Source organism: Promicromonospora sp. NPDC057488 (assembly GCF_042802395.1).
Classification (GTDB): Bacteria; Actinomycetota; Actinomycetes; order Actinomycetales; family Cellulomonadaceae; genus Promicromonospora.
Genome location: NZ_JBHVEG010000146.1, coordinates 1 through 15,808 on the forward strand (window position 1 = coordinate 1; position 15,808 = coordinate 15,808).

General features: G+C 72.3%; 13 protein-coding genes and 2 tRNA genes. 6 read left to right on the forward strand and 9 right to left on the reverse strand.

Features of this window, described 5'->3' with window-relative positions:
* Window positions 1-95 precede the first annotated feature (95 nt).
* Window positions 96-320, reverse strand: a complete 225-nt coding sequence (locus ACFU5G_RS22990) for a tautomerase family protein (RefSeq protein WP_121383763.1) — start codon at window positions 318-320, stop codon at window positions 96-98.
* A gap of 185 nt (window positions 321-505) precedes the next feature.
* On the opposite strand from ACFU5G_RS22990, the gene ACFU5G_RS22995 reads away from it, so the two are divergent.
* Both ACFU5G_RS22995 and ACFU5G_RS23000 read left to right on the forward strand, forming a co-directional pair.
* Window positions 506-1,234 carry a YcnI family protein gene (locus ACFU5G_RS22995; RefSeq protein ID WP_377250013.1) on the forward strand — a complete coding sequence of 243 codons (729 nt, stop codon included), beginning with the start codon at window positions 506-508 and terminating at the stop codon, window positions 1,232-1,234.
* Window positions 1,231-3,024 carry a copper resistance protein CopC gene (locus tag ACFU5G_RS23000; protein WP_377250015.1) on the forward strand — a complete coding sequence of 598 codons (1,794 nt, stop codon included), beginning with the start codon at window positions 1,231-1,233 and terminating at the stop codon, window positions 3,022-3,024. The genes ACFU5G_RS22995 and ACFU5G_RS23000 overlap by 4 nt, the downstream gene beginning before the upstream one ends.
* Before the next feature lie 31 nt (window positions 3,025-3,055).
* Here the strand turns inward: ACFU5G_RS23000 and ACFU5G_RS23005 are convergent, their stop codons facing one another.
* The 7 genes from ACFU5G_RS23005 to ACFU5G_RS23035 all read right to left on the reverse strand — a co-directional run bounded on the left by ACFU5G_RS23005 (window position 3,056) and on the right by ACFU5G_RS23035 (window position 8,294).
* Window positions 3,056-4,054: a class I SAM-dependent methyltransferase gene (locus ACFU5G_RS23005; protein ID WP_377250017.1), complete on the reverse strand. Its 999-nt coding sequence runs from the start codon at window positions 4,052-4,054 to the stop codon at window positions 3,056-3,058.
* Between the two features lie 149 nt (window positions 4,055-4,203).
* The gene (locus tag ACFU5G_RS23010) at window positions 4,204-5,586 is read right to left on the reverse strand and encodes a hypothetical protein (protein ID WP_377250019.1); all 1,383 of its coding nucleotides are present in this window, start codon (window positions 5,584-5,586) and stop codon (window positions 4,204-4,206) included.
* The gene (locus ACFU5G_RS23015) at window positions 5,544-6,386 is read right to left on the reverse strand and encodes a hypothetical protein (RefSeq protein ID WP_377250022.1); all 843 of its coding nucleotides are present in this window, start codon (window positions 6,384-6,386) and stop codon (window positions 5,544-5,546) included. The genes ACFU5G_RS23010 and ACFU5G_RS23015 overlap by 43 nt, the downstream gene beginning before the upstream one ends.
* 1 nt (window position 6,387) lies before the next feature.
* Window positions 6,388-6,456: transfer RNA gene (locus ACFU5G_RS23020), tRNA-Ser, on the reverse strand.
* A 4-nt stretch (window positions 6,457-6,460) separates the two neighbouring features.
* Window positions 6,461-6,531, reverse strand: a tRNA-Arg gene (locus ACFU5G_RS23025).
* A gap of 56 nt (window positions 6,532-6,587) precedes the next feature.
* A complete protein-coding gene (locus ACFU5G_RS23030; protein ID WP_377250024.1) occupies window positions 6,588-7,400 on the reverse strand; it encodes a hypothetical protein in 813 nt (270 codons plus the stop codon).
* Window positions 7,401-7,436: 36 nt separating this feature from the next.
* Entirely contained in the window at window positions 7,437-8,294 is an 858-nt protein-coding gene (locus tag ACFU5G_RS23035) for a DUF6183 family protein (RefSeq protein ID WP_377250027.1), read from the reverse strand.
* 97 nt (window positions 8,295-8,391) lie between these two features.
* Between ACFU5G_RS23035 and ACFU5G_RS23040 the strand changes: the two genes are divergently transcribed.
* The gene (locus ACFU5G_RS23040; protein WP_377250030.1) at window positions 8,392-9,168 is read left to right on the forward strand and encodes a hypothetical protein; all 777 of its coding nucleotides are present in this window, start codon (window positions 8,392-8,394) and stop codon (window positions 9,166-9,168) included.
* Between the two features lie 13 nt (window positions 9,169-9,181).
* Here ACFU5G_RS23040 and ACFU5G_RS23045 read toward each other — a convergent pair whose 3' ends face one another.
* On the reverse strand, window positions 9,182-9,610 hold the full coding sequence (locus ACFU5G_RS23045; protein WP_377250033.1) for a hypothetical protein: 429 nt from the start codon (window positions 9,608-9,610) through the stop codon (window positions 9,182-9,184).
* Window positions 9,611-9,906: 296 nt separating this feature from the next.
* On the opposite strand from ACFU5G_RS23045, the gene ACFU5G_RS23050 reads away from it, so the two are divergent.
* From ACFU5G_RS23050 to ACFU5G_RS23060, 3 genes are all read left to right on the forward strand, one after another.
* Window positions 9,907-13,308, forward strand: a complete 3,402-nt coding sequence (locus ACFU5G_RS23050) for a CARDB domain-containing protein (protein ID WP_377250035.1) — start codon at window positions 9,907-9,909, stop codon at window positions 13,306-13,308.
* Between the two features lie 226 nt (window positions 13,309-13,534).
* Window positions 13,535-14,389: an NlpC/P60 family protein gene (locus tag ACFU5G_RS23055; RefSeq protein ID WP_377250037.1), complete on the forward strand. Its 855-nt coding sequence runs from the start codon at window positions 13,535-13,537 to the stop codon at window positions 14,387-14,389.
* A 225-nt stretch (window positions 14,390-14,614) separates the two neighbouring features.
* Entirely contained in the window at window positions 14,615-15,703 is a 1,089-nt protein-coding gene (locus tag ACFU5G_RS23060) for a DUF4190 domain-containing protein (RefSeq protein WP_377250039.1), read from the forward strand.
* The last annotated feature ends 105 nt before the right edge of the window (window positions 15,704-15,808 follow it).

Below are 15,808 nucleotides of genomic sequence, written 5' to 3' on the forward strand. Positions count from 1 at the left end.
CCCCGGGCCCGGCCCGACCTCTCCTTTGAGGCCTAAGTTTCTTCGCTTTGAGCCGGCTCAGAGCGAAGAAACCTAGGCCTCGAAAGAGCCGGCTGTCAGTCGTCCGCGAACGTGGCGACGACGCCCGCCCGGCTGTCGTCCTCGCTGGCGAGCACGCCGCCGTTGGCGACGATGTCGGGCGTGATCTCGCTGAAGACCATGCGGACGTCCTGGCGGCGGGCGCCCAGGATCTCGACCGCGCTGTCGGCCACGGCCTTGGCGAAGTCACGGCGCTGCTCGACGGTGCGGCCGCGCAGCAGCTCGACGGTGATGTTGGGCATGGCTTCCCTCCGGTGGCGGCCGCTCCGACGGGACACAGTTCACGGGAGCGACCTTGGTTCGGTGACGTGAACCACCGTACGCGGTGCGGTGGGTGAACGTCCACGGTTTCGGGCCCTCAGTTCACACTCTTGACAGTGGTTCGGCGGGCTGATTTGGTAACGCTCAACTCGACGATGGAGTCGCCATGAATCGCATGACCGCCGTCCGGCGCACGGCCCTGTCCGGACTCGCCGCCGCCGGCCTGGTGGCGCTGGCGACGGTGCCGGCGTCCGCCCACGTGACCATCACGCCGTCCACCACCGCGGCGGGCGCCACGGCCGACCTCCGGGTCGAGATCCCGCACGGCTGCGCGGAGTCCGCGACCACCGCGATCACCATCCGGATGCCGGAGGAGGTCACCGAGGTGCGCGCCTCCGGCACGGACCGCTGGGCGGTCGACCAGGCCGCGGACGGCCTCACCTACAGCACGGACACCCCGCTGCCGGACGGCGAGCACGCCGAGGTCGCGTTCTCCGTGCGCCTGCCCGACGACGCCGGGGCGACGCTCGTCTTCCCGGTCGTCCAGCGGTGCGAGGTGGGCGAGGCCGCCTGGACCGAGGTCGCCGAGCACGCGGAGGGGCACGACGACCTGGAGCGCCCGGCGCCGGTGCTGGTCGTGACCGAGGGGAAGGGCGGGGAAGCGGGCGAGGTCGAGGAGGAGGCCAAGGAGGAGGCCGCGGCCGAGCCCGCGGCCGAGGCAACAGTGGTCGCCGAGCCTGCCGGAGCCCAGGCTGACGCGGCAGACGCCGAAGCCGCGCCCGCCGCCGCCACCTCGGGCCGCGACCCCATGGTCACCTACGGCGCGGCCGGCCTGCTGGTCGTGGGCGCGCTGGCGGGCGGGTTCGTCCTGCTCCGCCGCCGCCGGAACCCATGAGCGCCACCAGCGCCACCGGCCCCACCAGCGCCGTCCGGCGCGCCGGGGGCTGGCTGCTCCTGCTCACGGTCCTGACCGCCCTCCTGGTGGGGCCGGCGGGCAGCGCCTCGGCCCACGCCACTCTCATCAGCACGGACCCGGCCCAGGGCGCGGTGCTGGAGACCGCCCCCGAGCGGGTCACGTTCACCTTCAACGAGTCCGTGATCGGCGTCCCGGCCGGGATCAAGGTGTTCGACGCGACGGGCACCGAGGTGGCCTCCACGGCCACGGTCCGCGCGTCGCGGCTCCTCGTCGACCTCGACGAGGAGGTCGCCGACGGCACCCTCGTGGTCGTGTGGCGGCTCGTGTCCGAGGACGGGCACCCGATCGGCGGCTCGCTGAGCTTCGCGGTCGGCGCGCCCAGCGACGTCGTCGACGTGCCCGGGACCGGCGCCGACGCCGGGACCGAGGCGCCCGTCCTGCTCGGCGTGGTCCGCGGCGTGGGCTACGTGGGCCTGCTCCTGGCCGCCGGGCTGGCCGCCTTCGCGGTGCTGTTCCTCCCGCGCGACCCCGCCGCCGACCGCTCGCGGGCCCGGCTCCGGCCCGTCGCCCGCGTGGCGGCCGGCGTCGGCGCACTGGGCTGGGCGCTCGCCGTGCCGCTGGTCGCGCTCTACCAGCTCGGCCTCCCGGCCTCCGCCCTCGCCGACGGCGACACCTGGACGGTGCTCGCGGCCGCCGAGTACGCGGTGCCGGCCGCCGTCGTCGCCGGACTCGCCCTGGCCGCGTGCGCGCTCCCGGTGGCCGTCCCCGGCCCGGGCCGGGGGCAGGGACGGGCCGCGCTGGTGCTCGCCGGCTGCGCCCTGGCGGTCACCGCGCCCGCGTTCACCGGGCACACGCGGGCCGCGACGCCCGAGGTGCTCGTGCTCGGCGTGGACGTGCTCCACCTGGCCGCGGGGTCCCTGTGGCTGGGCGGCCTGGTGGCGATCGCCCTGGTGCTCGGCGACCTCGCGCGCGGCGAGCACGGCGCCGTCGTGCTCGGCTCGTTCTCCACCTGGGCCGCCGGGCTGCTCGCGGTGCTGGTGGTCGCGGGGACCGTGCTGGCGTGGCGGATCTCCGGGAGCTGGGCCGCCCTGCTCGACTCCGGCTACGGCGCCCTGCTGCTGGTCAAGGTGCTCGCCGCGCTGGTCGCGATCGGCATCGCCGCGTGGAACCGGTACGCGCTGCTCCCGAGGTTCCGGGCGGTGGCGGCGCGCCCCGAGCCCGCCCGCCGGCCACCGCCCCGCGGGCGCAAGGCGTCTCGCGGCGGTGCGGTGTCCCGCGGCCGGACGGCGCCCGCGCGCACCGACCGCTCGGCGTCGGCCACACCCCTGGTCCGGACGGCGCTCGCGGAGGCCGGCGTGCTGGTCGTGGTGCTGGCGGTCACCGGGTTCCTGGTGGACCGCAGCCCCGAGACGGCGTCGGCGGTGGCGGCCGAGGGCCGCGGGGAGAGCGCCACCGAGTCGGTGCGGCTGGACGACGTCTCGGCGCGGATCACCCTGGACCCGGTCGCCGTCGGGCCGGCCACGCTCACGATCGAGATGACCGACCCGGCGGGGGAGCCTGCGGAGGGCTTCGAGGCCCCGCGGATGAGCCTGGCGTCCGACGAGGTGGAGCTCGGGGAGCTGTCGCTCAGCTCGCTCGGGCCGGGGGTCTACGCGGGCGACGTCGTGCTGCCGACCACGGGGGAGTGGGAGGTGCAGGTGTCGCTGCGCACCACCGAGTTCGACAACCCGGTGCGGACGGTGACGTTCGTCGTTCCTGGCGCACCCTGAGGACCCCTGGGGCCCGTCGGGTACCGCGAGCTCAGGTGATCCGGTAGAAGCGGAAGAAGCCGAAGTCGGTGATTGGCAGCACCTCGACGGAGCCGAACCCGGCGGCCTCGGCGTACTCGCGCAGGCGCTCGGGACGCATGACCGTCCCGGTGGCAGTGCTCGGGCTGCTGGACCGGCCGTCGGGCAGGCAGACGAAGAGGCTGAAGCCGTACATCATGCGCTCGAGGTCGTCGCCGTCGGGCGCGAACGTGTCGGCCACGGCCTCGTCCATCACGATCAGCGGGGCGCCAGGCGTGAGCGACCTCCGGACGGCCGCGAGCACGTCGACGGGCCGGGGCATGTCGTGGACGCACTCGAAGGCGAAGGCCGCGTCGTAGTGCTCGGCGGGGAGCTCCGCGGCGTCCCCGTGCGAGAACCGGACCCGGTCGGAGACACCGGCCGCCTGGGCATTTGCGGCCGCCATCACGACCGATGGTGCGTCGATGTCGATCCCGTGCACCGCGGCGTCCGGGTAGGCCCGGCCCAGCGCGATGCTCGACCAGCCGCCGCCGCTGCCGACGTCGAGGACGCGGGCACCCGGGCGCGCCAGCAGCCCGTGCAGGTCCTCGACGGTGCGCAGCGCATCGGCCAGCCGGTGTTCGAACCACGGCCGGTTCGCGTCCGCCTGGCCCTCGCGCGCGTGATCGCCCAGCTCGGCCCAGCTGATCCCGTCGCCGGTGCGGTAGGCGTCGAGGAGCCGGGGCAGGGCCGGACCGACCGCCCCGAACATCCGGCCGATCGGCGCCAGGAAGTTGAGGCTGTGCCGGTCGGTCATGACCTCCGCGGTGGCCGGCGGGATGCTGAAGACGCGCTCGTCGGCGGCGCCGTCCGAGTCGAGGTGCAGCAGGCCGGTGACCGTCTGCTGCTCCAGCCACTCGCGCGCGTACCGGGCGTCGGTGCCGGTGCGCTCGGCGAGCTCGGGCGGGGTAGCGGGACCGTCCTCGGCCAGCGAGCGGTACCAGCCCAGGCGGTCGCCCAGGAAGGTCGACATCAGGTCTACGGTGCCGAGAACGGCACCGAACAGGCGTTCCGCGACCGCCTCGGCCGACGGTGCTTCCGGGCTGGGATCCATTCCTCCACGGTCCGCCTGGCGGGGGCGGAGCACCAGGGCGGGAGTGGGGGAACTTTCGGGGGCGGGGACTACCGGAAGCTGCCGGCCGGCGCGAGGAGGGGGTGTGGCCCGTTCGCCCAGCCGAGCAGCGGTCTGTCCGGCGCAGTCCCGGAGAACGCCGCCGCCAGGTCGGAGAGCGCGGCCGTGAGCCGCGGCGACTCGTCACCGACTGACGCCGTCAGCTCGCCGATCAGCGCGTGCGTACGAGCCTCCGGGAGCAGGGCGGCGAACCACACGACGTGCCGCCACGCCAGACCGGCGGCCCGGGCGTCGCTCCGGGCGACGTACTCCGCGGTACCCGGCCGGACGGCGACGCGCACCAGCCGCAGGACGTCGGCGAACGCGAGCCGCGCCGTCGCCTCCGGGTCCGCGGGCACGCCGAGGGCGGCCAGTGACGCCAGGTTGTGGCTCGTCACGATCTGGGCCTGCTCGATCACCATCCCGTTGCGCGTGACCGACCAGTGGTCGCCGCTGCCGGACTGCTCGGCCCGGCGCCGGCACGCGCGCGCGAAGACCTGCTTGTCGTCGTCGTGCCGGGCGAGCTCGGCCAGGTCGTCGGCCAGCCCGTAATAGGTGAGGTACGCCGGACCGGCGTGCTCCCGCACCAGCGCTGCGGTGACCGCGAACCGGCGGGAGAACGCGTCCTGGAAGATGTCGGCCGCCAGCTCGGGAACCAGGGGCACGTCGAGCCCGGCCTGGCTCGCGAGGGCCTCGAGCTCGACGAGGAGCGGGTTCGGCAGCGGCGTGCCGCCGAACCACACGAGGTACAGGCCGCCGACCCGGCGCAGGGCGGCAGCGGCGGCGTCGCGCGCCGTGTCAGCGACGGCCCGGTAGGGGCCGACCGCCGAGACCCACGGCAGCTCGCCGAGCTTCACCTGCGCGCTGAGGTCCGTGAGCAGCAGCGACCGCCGGGCACGGAATGCCTGATAGGTCCGTGCCATCAGCAGCCCGAGCACCGGGTCCGGGTAGGTCGCGGCGTACTGCGCGCCCACGAGCTGTGGGGCGAGCTCTGCCAGCACCTCGGCCGACGGGATGATGCCCCGTTCGTGCAGTTCCTCGACCGTCCCCTGCGCTGCCAGACCGACGGCCCGAACGACGGACGGAGGTACGACGGCGCCCACGGGCACCACCGCGCTCGCCTCCCCGGTGGCGATGGACCCGAGGACGGCCTCGGGGTCCGGCACGCCCCGGCGCACGGCGTCGGCGTCGAGGCGTCCGGCGACCACGTGCGCCACCGCGGCGTGCGACGGCGCCCGGACTGCGTCGAGCTGCAGGTCACGTGCCCTGGCGAGGTCGGCGGACCCGGGCCGGCCGCGCTTCGCGGCCATGCCTCGCGCCGCGTGGACCGCGCGGGACCGCTCCCCGGCGCTCAGGTCGCCCTCGGCGGCGCGCAGCGTCGCGGCCACGAGCACGCCGAGGTTCGTCTTCTGGCTCGTGTGTGCCGTGCTGCGGGTGTGCGCGGCGGCCAGCGCACGGTAGCGCGTGGCGGCGTCGGCGATTGTGGCGGCGTCGGGCAGGGTTGCGACGCGTCGGGGTCGGCCACCGGCCACCAGAGCGCGAGGAGCTCGTCGGCGAACGGGGCCCAGACCGTCAGCGCCTCGCGCTGCGTCTCGACCCGGGGGTGGGGCGTCCGCGCTGCGAGGGCCGCACGCGTGGCCGCTTCCGAGCGGCGGAAGACCTGGCCGGTGGGCGCCTCGTCCTGCTCCGTCTCGACGGGGTAGAAGCGGAGTCGGTCCATGAGCGGCCCCATCTGCTCCAGCACCGAGACTGCCGTGTCTGTGTCACCGGCGTGGACCAGCCAGGCGACCACGAGGAGCGCCGCGTTCTCCGGATGCACGATCTCGTAGTGCCCGCTGTCGAGCAGCGCCAGCAGGCGCGCCCGACCCTCGTCGGTCAGGTGCCAGGCGTTCAGCGCCGCGCGCGTCCGCGGCACGTCGAGCTCACGGGCGAGCGTGTGCTCGTCGTCGGACAGCGGACCGCCCGCGGCCGCGGAGCCGGACGCGAAGCCGCCGTGCAGGACGTCGAGCGTGACCCACGCGGGCAGGTCGCGCACCGGCGTCCGGGTGCCGGTGGTGATCTTCCCGGCCAGCACGCCGGCCAGGTGCTGCACCCAGGCCTGGGCGCGGGTGTGCGCACGTTCCCGTGTCGCGGGGTCCGGGTGGCCGACGGCGGTGTGGACGGCAGCGAACAGCTGCTGCTCCTCGTAGGACATGCCGACGTGGCAGGCTTCGAACCTGCGCCCTCCGGGATCAGCCCGGTGTTCTCCCCTGAACTACACGTCGCCGGCCGGCGTGGCGGGTAACGAGCCCGCGCCCTCCCGGTCCGAAGCCGGGTGTTCTGCGCTGAACTACACGCCGTCGCGGGGATGACCGTAGCGGATCGTGCAGACCGGGGGCGACGTGTTTACCTGCGGCTATCGGCGCATGGGCCGGGGTGGGAGCCAGCCAATTCTGTCCACGGCGTCCGGATCACTCAGCACCACGACCGACTCGTCGAGCCGGTGCCACTCGTCGGGGCCGTAGTTTTCGGCGGCGATGAGCGGGACAGGCCGTCCGCCGACGACGAGCGTGGTCTCGGCGAGCACGACGTCGGACATCGGGTCGTCCAGCGTCGTCCGGTCGATCGCGACGGTGACCTGTTCGATCCGGCCGACGGGCAGCGCGAGCGACTCGTGGAGCCTGTAGTACCTCGGGTCGTTGTCGGCGAGAGCGTTACGCGGTTGGGGCTCGAAGCAGAGTCCGAAGTACGCGTCGTCCTGGTAGGTGGTGACCTGGACGTCGCCCGTGTCGAGCGCGAGACCCAGCCAAGCGAAAGAAGATGCCTCGGCATCGGGCGCCGCATAGGTCTTTCCCTCGGCAAAGGTGCCGGCATCGCTGCCGTCGAGCGGCCATTCCGGGCCCCACCAGCGTCCGACCTCCCGGCCCGCCCAGGAGAGCGCCTGGGCGATGTTCGCCTGCGGCCATCCGAAGCGGCCCCTGCGGACGACGCCGTCGAGCAGCTCGGTCACGGCCTCCGTCGCCAGCCGTTGCACGAGCAGTGGCCGCACGGGGCGGTGCCACGTCGCGGTGATCTCCTGGAGGCCGGCGTGCGGTCCGGACAGGATCTCCAGCGCCGGCTCCAGGTCACCGTCGTCGTCCGCGACGAACAGCCGTCGTCCCTGGAGGTCTTCGTCGGGTGTCGGGGGCGCTATCGCGTACGACCGTCCGTCCTCCTCCTGCCAGGTCATGCCGGTCATCCTCCAGCACCGGTCGCGCAGCCGCGGTCAGTCGGTGCCGGTCGCCGCGATCACCGCGACCCGCTCCGGCTCGGGGCCGATGCAGGCAAGCGCGACGTCGGAGACCCACCAGGCGTCCCAGAACCAGGCGCTCGTGACGTCCAGGGCGAACCATCGACAGGTGCGGGCCAGCCGTGCGATGTCGTCGGGGGTCGCCGCGACCGGTGCCCCGGTGAGCGCGGCGATCGACTGCCAGGCATACAGCCTCCCGTGAGCGCCGCCTGGGCTGGACCCGTAGTAGCTGGGGGCGCTCCCGGCCTGGTAGAGCCTCAGCCAGGCCTGTGTGAGGGTGGCCGGGATCGCTCGGAGCGTGTGGGTGGTGCCGAGGAACGCAGGCGCTGCATGCACGAGCAGGTCGCGCAGATCGTCGTCCCGGACGGCGTCGGCGGCCAGGTACTCGTGCGCGTCGATCTTGCCGTTGGAGTCCTTGGCCCAGTGGGCGAACGCCTGCGCGGCGCGGTCGGTGTAGTCGTCGGTCGTCGTCTCGACGAACTCGATCGTCCTGCCCGCAGCATCGACCGACCTGCCGGCGAGGAGGGCCTCCCATCCCTGCTCGAACCGTGCGCCCCGCGGGCCAGGCGACCGCTCGAACTCGGTGAGCTCGAGCGGGAGCCAGCCGAGCCCGTGATGGCGCCAGTGGCTCCCGCGCGCCCAGCGGCCGACCAGCGGATGGTTGGCGACATCGTGCCTGGTCAGGACCAGCTCGTGGACGATCATCGCGCGCAGCTCGTCGCTGTACCCGGCGCTGCCTCCGCTTTCGAAGACCGCGGCCAGTTCCTTTGTGGGGGCGTCATGGGCGAGGTACTCGGCCTGCGTGCGGAAGGGATCGCGCAGATTGCCGGACATCGCGATCCCTTCGGGCTGTGAGTGCTTGACGAAAATGGTGCGCTTTCGGCGTGCGTCCCGGCTAGCGTGCCATCGCTGCCGAGTGTGAGAGAGCAAAGTGGAACATACCGATGCCGACGTCGCTCGCGCCTGGCTGGCCGAGAACGGAGTGCTGCAGACGGGGCCCGACGTCTGGATCTACGACGACGAGCCCGAGCGCGAGGTGACGAAGAACGACATCGCGCTGAACTGCTCGTCCTGGATCTTCGAGGACGACGACGACCTGGACGAGGCCGGGAGGATCCAGGTCGCCCTGGGGATGGTGGACCTCCTCGACGAGCTGTGGACGGCGGAGGAACTGCACTTCCCGTACTGCCTGCGAGGCAAGGTGCCGCCGCCGGAGCTCTGGGCGGGGCTGCGGGAGCGGCTGGAAGCCCCGAGCCTCTCGACGGTGATCGACAACTCGATCTGGCACTCCTGGTTCGAGTGCCGGGCGACGTCGGAGGGCGCATTCAGGGCGCTCATCGGTGACGAGCTCGCAGACCGGGATGCGCTCGCCGCGGCGGCCGCCCCGGACCTGTTCCTGCGCCGCGCTGCTCGGGTGCTGGACCTCTCCGGCCCGGTGGCGTGGGAGGTGAAGGAGCGCGCCTACCGCTGCTCGTCGGAGATCGACGGTCTGCACCAGGCCGTCTTCAAGGCGATACTCGCGAGCTACCACGACTACTTCGGCAACCTCGAACCTGCCCCCGCTCTAGATCTCCTCGACCGGCTGGGGCTTCCGGACGATACCGAGCACCTCGTGCCACTGCGCGCCGTGCTGGCGGCCGGCCATCGGAACCACTACGCGAGCCCGGAGGCGTGGGACGCGCCAAGGCAAGAGGTGACCGGCGGCTGAGCGCCGCCCCTGACTACCGCCCCACCCCACCCCGCCGGTGCACCTGCGCCTGCGCCCGTAGCTCCGGTGTCGCCGCCGCGCGGAGCGCGTCGAAGTACTCGCGCAGCGGCTGTCCCGTCTCGGCCCAGCGCAGCTCCGCCTTGGACACGTAGTCGCCGCAGCCCGTGCAGAACGACAGGTCGCCGTAGAGGAACGGGTTGGCGAGGTAGCTGCGGACGATCTCCTCGGGCATGCCCGTGCCCGCCCCGCAGACCGAGTGGCGGTACGTCTGGGGGACGCCGTCGAGCGAGCCCTCGTACCGGGCGTCGCGCGTCAGGGTCACGTGCCCCTGCTGCTGGCCGTCCCGCCGGCGCCTCCCGTGCCACCACTCGTGCAGGCGGAGCGCGGGCGGCGAGACCTTCCGGTGGCAGAACGGGCAGGTGAGGCGGGCGGCGTCGGGCATCCGGACATGATGCCAGCGCGCGGCGGGACCCCGCCGGACCCTTGACGCCCCAGGATTCGCCCTCGTAATATCCGAACCGCAAGACTGCAAGAACTTGACAGGCAACGAGCACAAAGCAGTGCACGTACTGCAACTCTGCACTCTCGCCCCCGGTGCGCGGCCCTTCTCGGGCCGTCTCGGTGGCGCCGACCCGATCCACCCAGGACGTCGACGCGCGCCACGGCCGGGCGCGCCGACGTCGGGCGACGATGCCCGCGGGTGGCCGAGCCCGCCCCGGCGGGAGAACGAGGACGTTCATGAGAATCCCCTGGAAGCACACGGTCGTGACGGGCGCCGCGCTGGCGCTCGTCGCGCCGTTCGGACTGGCCGTCGTCGCGCACGCCGCGGACGCCACCAACCTCGCCCTCGGCAAGCCGATCACGGCGTCGTCCGTGACGCAGACCTACGTCGCCGGCAACGCGAACGACGGGAACGTCTCGTCCTACTGGGAGGGCGCGGGCGGGCAGTACCCGGCGCACCTCACGGTCGACCTCGGGCAGGACGCCGACGTCGAGCGCGTCGTCGTCAAGCTGCCCCCGCCCGCCGCGTGGTCGCCGCGCACCCAGACGTTCAGCGTGCTCGGCCGGTCCGACGGCGAGTCGTCGTTCCGCACGCTCAAGGCCTCGGCCGCCTACGCCTTCGACCCGGCGAGCGGCAACACCGTCGAGGTCCCGCTGGACGGGGAGGCCGACGAGGTGCGTCTCGCGTTCAGCTCCAACACCGGCGCGGGCAACGGGCAGGTCTCCGAGCTGCAGGTGTGGGGCACGCCCACGGGCGACCCTGACCCGACCGACCCGCCGGACCCCACCGATCCCACCGACCCGACCGGTACCAACTACGCCCTGAACCGCCCGGCGGCGGCGGCGTCGACCGAGTGGACGTATGTCGCGGCCAACGCCGTGGACGGGCAGACCGGCACCTACTGGGAGGGCGCCGGCGGGCAGTACCCGTCGACGCTCGACGTCTCGCTGGCCGCGCCCACGCAGGTCAGCAGCGTGCGGGTGCGCGTGAACCCGGACGGTGCCTGGGGCGCGCGCACGCAGACCTTCTCGGTCTGGGGGCGCTCGGGAACGGGCGCTTGGCAGGAGATCAAGGCGTCCGCCGCGTACGCGTTCGCGCCCGGGAGCGGCAACCTCGTGGACGTTCCCGTGACCGGCACGGTCACCGACGTGCGGCTGCGCTTCACCGCCAACACGGGCGCGGGCAACGGGCAGGTCGCCGAGCTCGAGGTCTACGGCGCCCCGGCGCCCAACCCGAACCTCACCGTCACCGCGGTGACGGCGTCCCCGGCGTCGCCGACGGCGACCACGCCCCTGACGCTCACGGCGACCGTGAAGAACACGGGCGACCGGGCCTCGTCGGCCACGACGCTGGACGGCAAGATCGGCGGCAGCACGGCCGGCTCGGCGAACGTCGCCGCGCTCCAGCCCGGCGCGACCGCCCAGGTGCAGGTCGCGGCCGGCACCAAGCCCGCCGGTGAGTACACGGTCGGCGCCGTCGTCGACCCCGGCAACACCGTGGCCGAGCAGGACGAGACCGACAACGGGTTCACGGCCACGGCCAAGCTCGTCGTCGGCGAGGCGCCCGGGCCCGACCTGGAGGTCGTCTCCGTGTCCTCGAACCCGGCCAACCCCGCTGTCGGCGCGGCCGTGACCTTCTCCGTCCAGGTGCGCAACCGCGGCAACCAGGCGGTCCCGGCCGGTTCCGTCACGCGCGTCGTGGCGGGCTCGACCACCCTGAACGGCACGACGCCGGCCGTCCCGGCGGGCGGCACCGTCACCGTCACCCCGTCCGCGACCTGGACGGCGACCAACGGCGGCGTCACGGTGACGGCCACGGCCGACGCGACCGACGTCGTCGACGAGACGAACGAGGACAACAACACCGGCACGCTCGCGGTGACCGTGGGCCGCGGCGCCGCCGTCCCGTACACCACCTACGAGGCCGAGGACGGCCAGCACAACGGCACGCTGCTCCAGTCCGACCCGCTGCGCACGTTCGGGCACACCAACTTCGCCACCGAGTCGTCGGGCCGCGAGTCGGTGCGGCTGAACGGCACCGGCCAGTACGTGCAGTTCACCTCCACCAACCAGACCAACTCGATCGTCGTCCGCAACTCGATCCCCGACGCCGCCGGCGGTGGGGGACAGGAGAAGACGATCAGCCTCTACGCGGACGGCCAGTTCGTGCAGAAGCTGACGCTCTCCTCAAAGCACTCCTGGCTGTACGGGACGACCGACCAGCCCGAGGGCCTCGTCAACACCCCGGGCGGCGACGCCCGCCGCCTGTTCGACGAGTCGCACGCCCTGCTCAGCCGGTCCTTCCCGGCGGGCACGGTGTTCAAGCTCCAGCGCGACGCCGGCGACGACGCCGCGTTCTACATCATCGACCTGGTCGAGCTCGAGCAGGTCGCGCCGGCCACCTCGAAGCCCGCGCAGTGCACGTCGATCACCGAGTACGGCGCGATCCCGAACGACGGGCTGGAGGACACGGCCGCCATCCAGGCCGCCGTCACCGCCAACCAGGAGGGCGAGATCGACTGCGTGTGGATCCCGGCGGGCCAGTGGCGCCAGGAGAAGAAGATCCTCACCGACGACCCGCTCAACCGCGGCACGCACAACCAGGTGGGCATCAGCGACGTCACGATCCGCGGCGCGGGCATGTGGCACTCGCAGCTCTACAGCCTCATCAAGCCGCACCTCGCCCCGGGCGTCATCAACCACCCCCACGAAGGCAACTTCGGGTTCGACATCGACGACAACGTCCAGATCTCCGACATCGCGATCTTCGGCTCCGGCGACATCCGCGGCAACAACGGCCAGGAGGAGGGCGGCGTCGGCCTCAACGGGCGCTTCGGCCAGGACACGAAGATCACCAACGTGTGGATCGAGCACGCCAACGTCGGCGTGTGGGTGGGTCGCGACTACACCAACATCCCCGAGCTGTGGGGGCCGGGCGACGGCGTCGAGTTCTCCGGCATGCGCATCCGCAACACCTACGCGGACGGCATCAACTTCAGCAACGGCACGCGCAACTCGCTCGTCTTCAACTCGTCGTTCCGCAACACCGGCGACGACGCGCTGGCCGTCTGGGCCAACCCGTACGTCAAGGACCGCAACGTCGACATCGGGCACGACAACGCGTTCCGCAACAACACCGTCCAGCTCCCGTGGCGCGCCAACGGCATCGCCATCTACGGCGGCTACGACAACTCCATCGAGAACAACCTGGTCTACGACACGATGAACTACCCCGGCATCATGCTGGCGACGGACCACGACCCCCTGCCGTTCTCGGGGACCACGCTCATCGCCAACAACGGCCTGTACCGCACGGGCGGGGCGTTCTGGAACGAGGACCAGGAGTTCGGGGCGATCACGATCTTCCCGCAGACCCACGACATCACCGGAGTCACGATCCGCGACACGGACATCGTCGACTCCACCTACGACGGCATCCAGTTCAAGAACGGCGGCGGCAACATGCCCGACGTCCGGATCACGAACGTGCGGATCGACCGGTCGAACAACGGGTCCGGGATCCTCGCGATGGGCGGCGCCCGCGGCAACGCGATCCTGTCGAACGTGACCGTCACCAACTCCGGTGAGGGGGACGTCGAGAAGGAGCCGGGCTCGCAGTTCGTGTTCACCGGGCAGTAGCGCGAGGCGGCCTCAGCGCCCGAGGCGCCGAGACAGGGGCTGGTGTCGTCGTCGGTGGACGGCGGCACCAGCCCTTTGCGCTGCGCGGAAGGACCGCGGGGGTACGGGGATTTTCATCCTGTACGGGCAAAGTGCGGGAATCGTACTGACTTGCGGGTTTTCTACCTTCGGAACGAACCGAGGCACCAAACCTCGGGCCGGCACAACTCTCCGAAGGAGCAAGAACATGACGACTGACGTGCGAGCCGACGGCGGCGCGACCTTTCGAATCGGCGGGAGCATCCTGGCTGCTCTCGCGCTGCTGGCCAGCATCCTGGTGGTGGGCGCCCCGCCCGCCTCTGCGTGGCCGGCGAAGATCGGGCTCGGCGACGAGCTGAACACCAACGAGCGGCTGGTCTCGCCGAACGGGCAGTACAACCTGCTGATGCAGGAGAACGGCAACCTGGTGCTCCGGAACGCGAGCGGGACCATCCTCTGGCACCCGGAGATGGACGGCTCGGGTTCGGTCAAGGCCGAGATCACGGACGCAGGCAACGTCGTGCTCCGTCAGGCCGACGGCGACGTGACCTGGGCGAGCGGGACCACGAAGTGGGCGGCGTCCGCCACCACCCTTGAGGTGACGGACAACGGCAACGTGCTGCTCTCGAACACGGATCGAGACCACCTGTGGCGGGTCGGCGTCGACACCGGCATTCATGGCGTCGAGCGGATGATCGAGTTCGCCAAGGAGCAGCTTGGTGAGGACTACGTCTGGGGTGCTGAGGGCCCCAACTCCTGGGACTGCTCGGGGCTCACCTCGCAGGCCGTTCGGGCAGCCGGGACCGACATCGGCAACCACATGTCGTCCGAGACGCAGTACAACACGTACAAGAACTTCTCGACCAACAACTCGCCCTTGCGTCGCGGCGACCTGGTGTTCTACGGCGCCGGCAGCTCCGTGACCCATGTCGCGATCTACCTCGGCAGCGGGAAGGTGATTCACGCGCCTGGTCCTGAGGGGTCCGCGAGCGGTGTGGTGCAGATCGGTTCGCTCGACTCCGTGGCCAACCGCAAGGCGGAGTTCGCGCGGATGTTTATCTGACGGGGAGAACCACCCGTAGCGTGGCGGCCGCTGGTGTCAGCGGCCGCCACGCTGCGCTTCGATCTGGTCCGCTGAGTGAGGCTGAGCGGTACGGGTGACGTTCGGGCGGTTTCAGTTACTTGTCCGCTTCTGACCCGTACTATTCCCAGTCATGAGGGCGCCCGCCGCCCCGGCCGGACCGGTGCCGGCAACGGGCGTCACGCGGCGCTGCGACGGAGGACCACGGTGGGCGAGCGGGAGTTCGAGCGGACCCAGGACCTGAGACCCACCGCGCCCGAACCGCCGATGTCGGAGACGCTGCCGCTGGCCCCGCCGTCGTCCGCGGCTCCGGGGCCCACACCGCCGTCGGTGGTGCCGCAGCCGTACGGCGTGCCGGCCGCGCAGGTCAACCCGCACGCGACGACGAGCCTCGTGCTCGGCATCACGTCGCTGTTCCTCAGCCTATTGTTCGTCCCGTCGATCCTCGGCGTCGTGCTCGGGTTCGTGGGCCTGGCCCGCTCGCGCCGGACCGACCCGCCGACCGGGCGCGGGTCCGCGGTCGCGGGCATCGTCCTGTCGGTGGTTGGCGCGGTGCTCGGCGTGTTCGTCGCGATGGCGGCCTCCACGTTCGTGTCCGACGCGGCGAGGTCGATCATCGACAAGAGCACTGCCGCGCCGGAGGGCGCGGCCACACCTGTTCCCCCTGCCGACTTCGTCGAGGTCGACGCGGCCGGGTGGAAGTCCGTCGTCGAGCACCCGGGCAAGGCCGAGGGGCAGGCCGTCGTGGTCTTCGCCGAGGTCGCGAGGTTCGACGGCACCACGGGCACGGACCGGTTCCTCGGCGGCCTCGGGGTGGACCAGCCGGGTACCGAGCGAGAGCTGGAGGACCCGGCCGTCGTCATCGGGCCGGAGGTGATGCTCGACGGCGTGGAGACCGGCGACGTGCTGCGGATCCACGCCGTGGTGACCGGCTCGGTCGAGCTCAAGACCGACCTCGGCGGCACCGTGACCGTCCCGGCGCTGACGATCGCGCGGTTCGAGGACGTCGGCTTCGTGGACCTGGGCGCGGACCTCGCGGTCGGTGCCGCCGAGAACAAGCAGCCCGGCTGGATCACGGTCCCGGTCACGGTGACCAACAGCGGGACCCAGGTGTTCGCGTACGGCGCCACGCTGGTCGCCGAGAGCAAGGACGGCAAGAGGTCCTACGACCGGGGCCCGGTGTTCGTCGAGAAGCTCGGCCCCGGCGAGGCGAAGAAGGTCGACGTCGACTTCTTCGAGGACGTCCCGGCGGACGCCGTCTACCGCGTGGAGTCGGCGGAACGGTTCGTCGAGTGAGAGCGGCTGCAGCCGGGCGCCGCGCGCAGGTTGGCAGAGGCCCCGCCGTGGGGCGAATGTATGTCCTGGAGGCGTGTTGCGCTGCGTAGACATTGTCTACGCAGC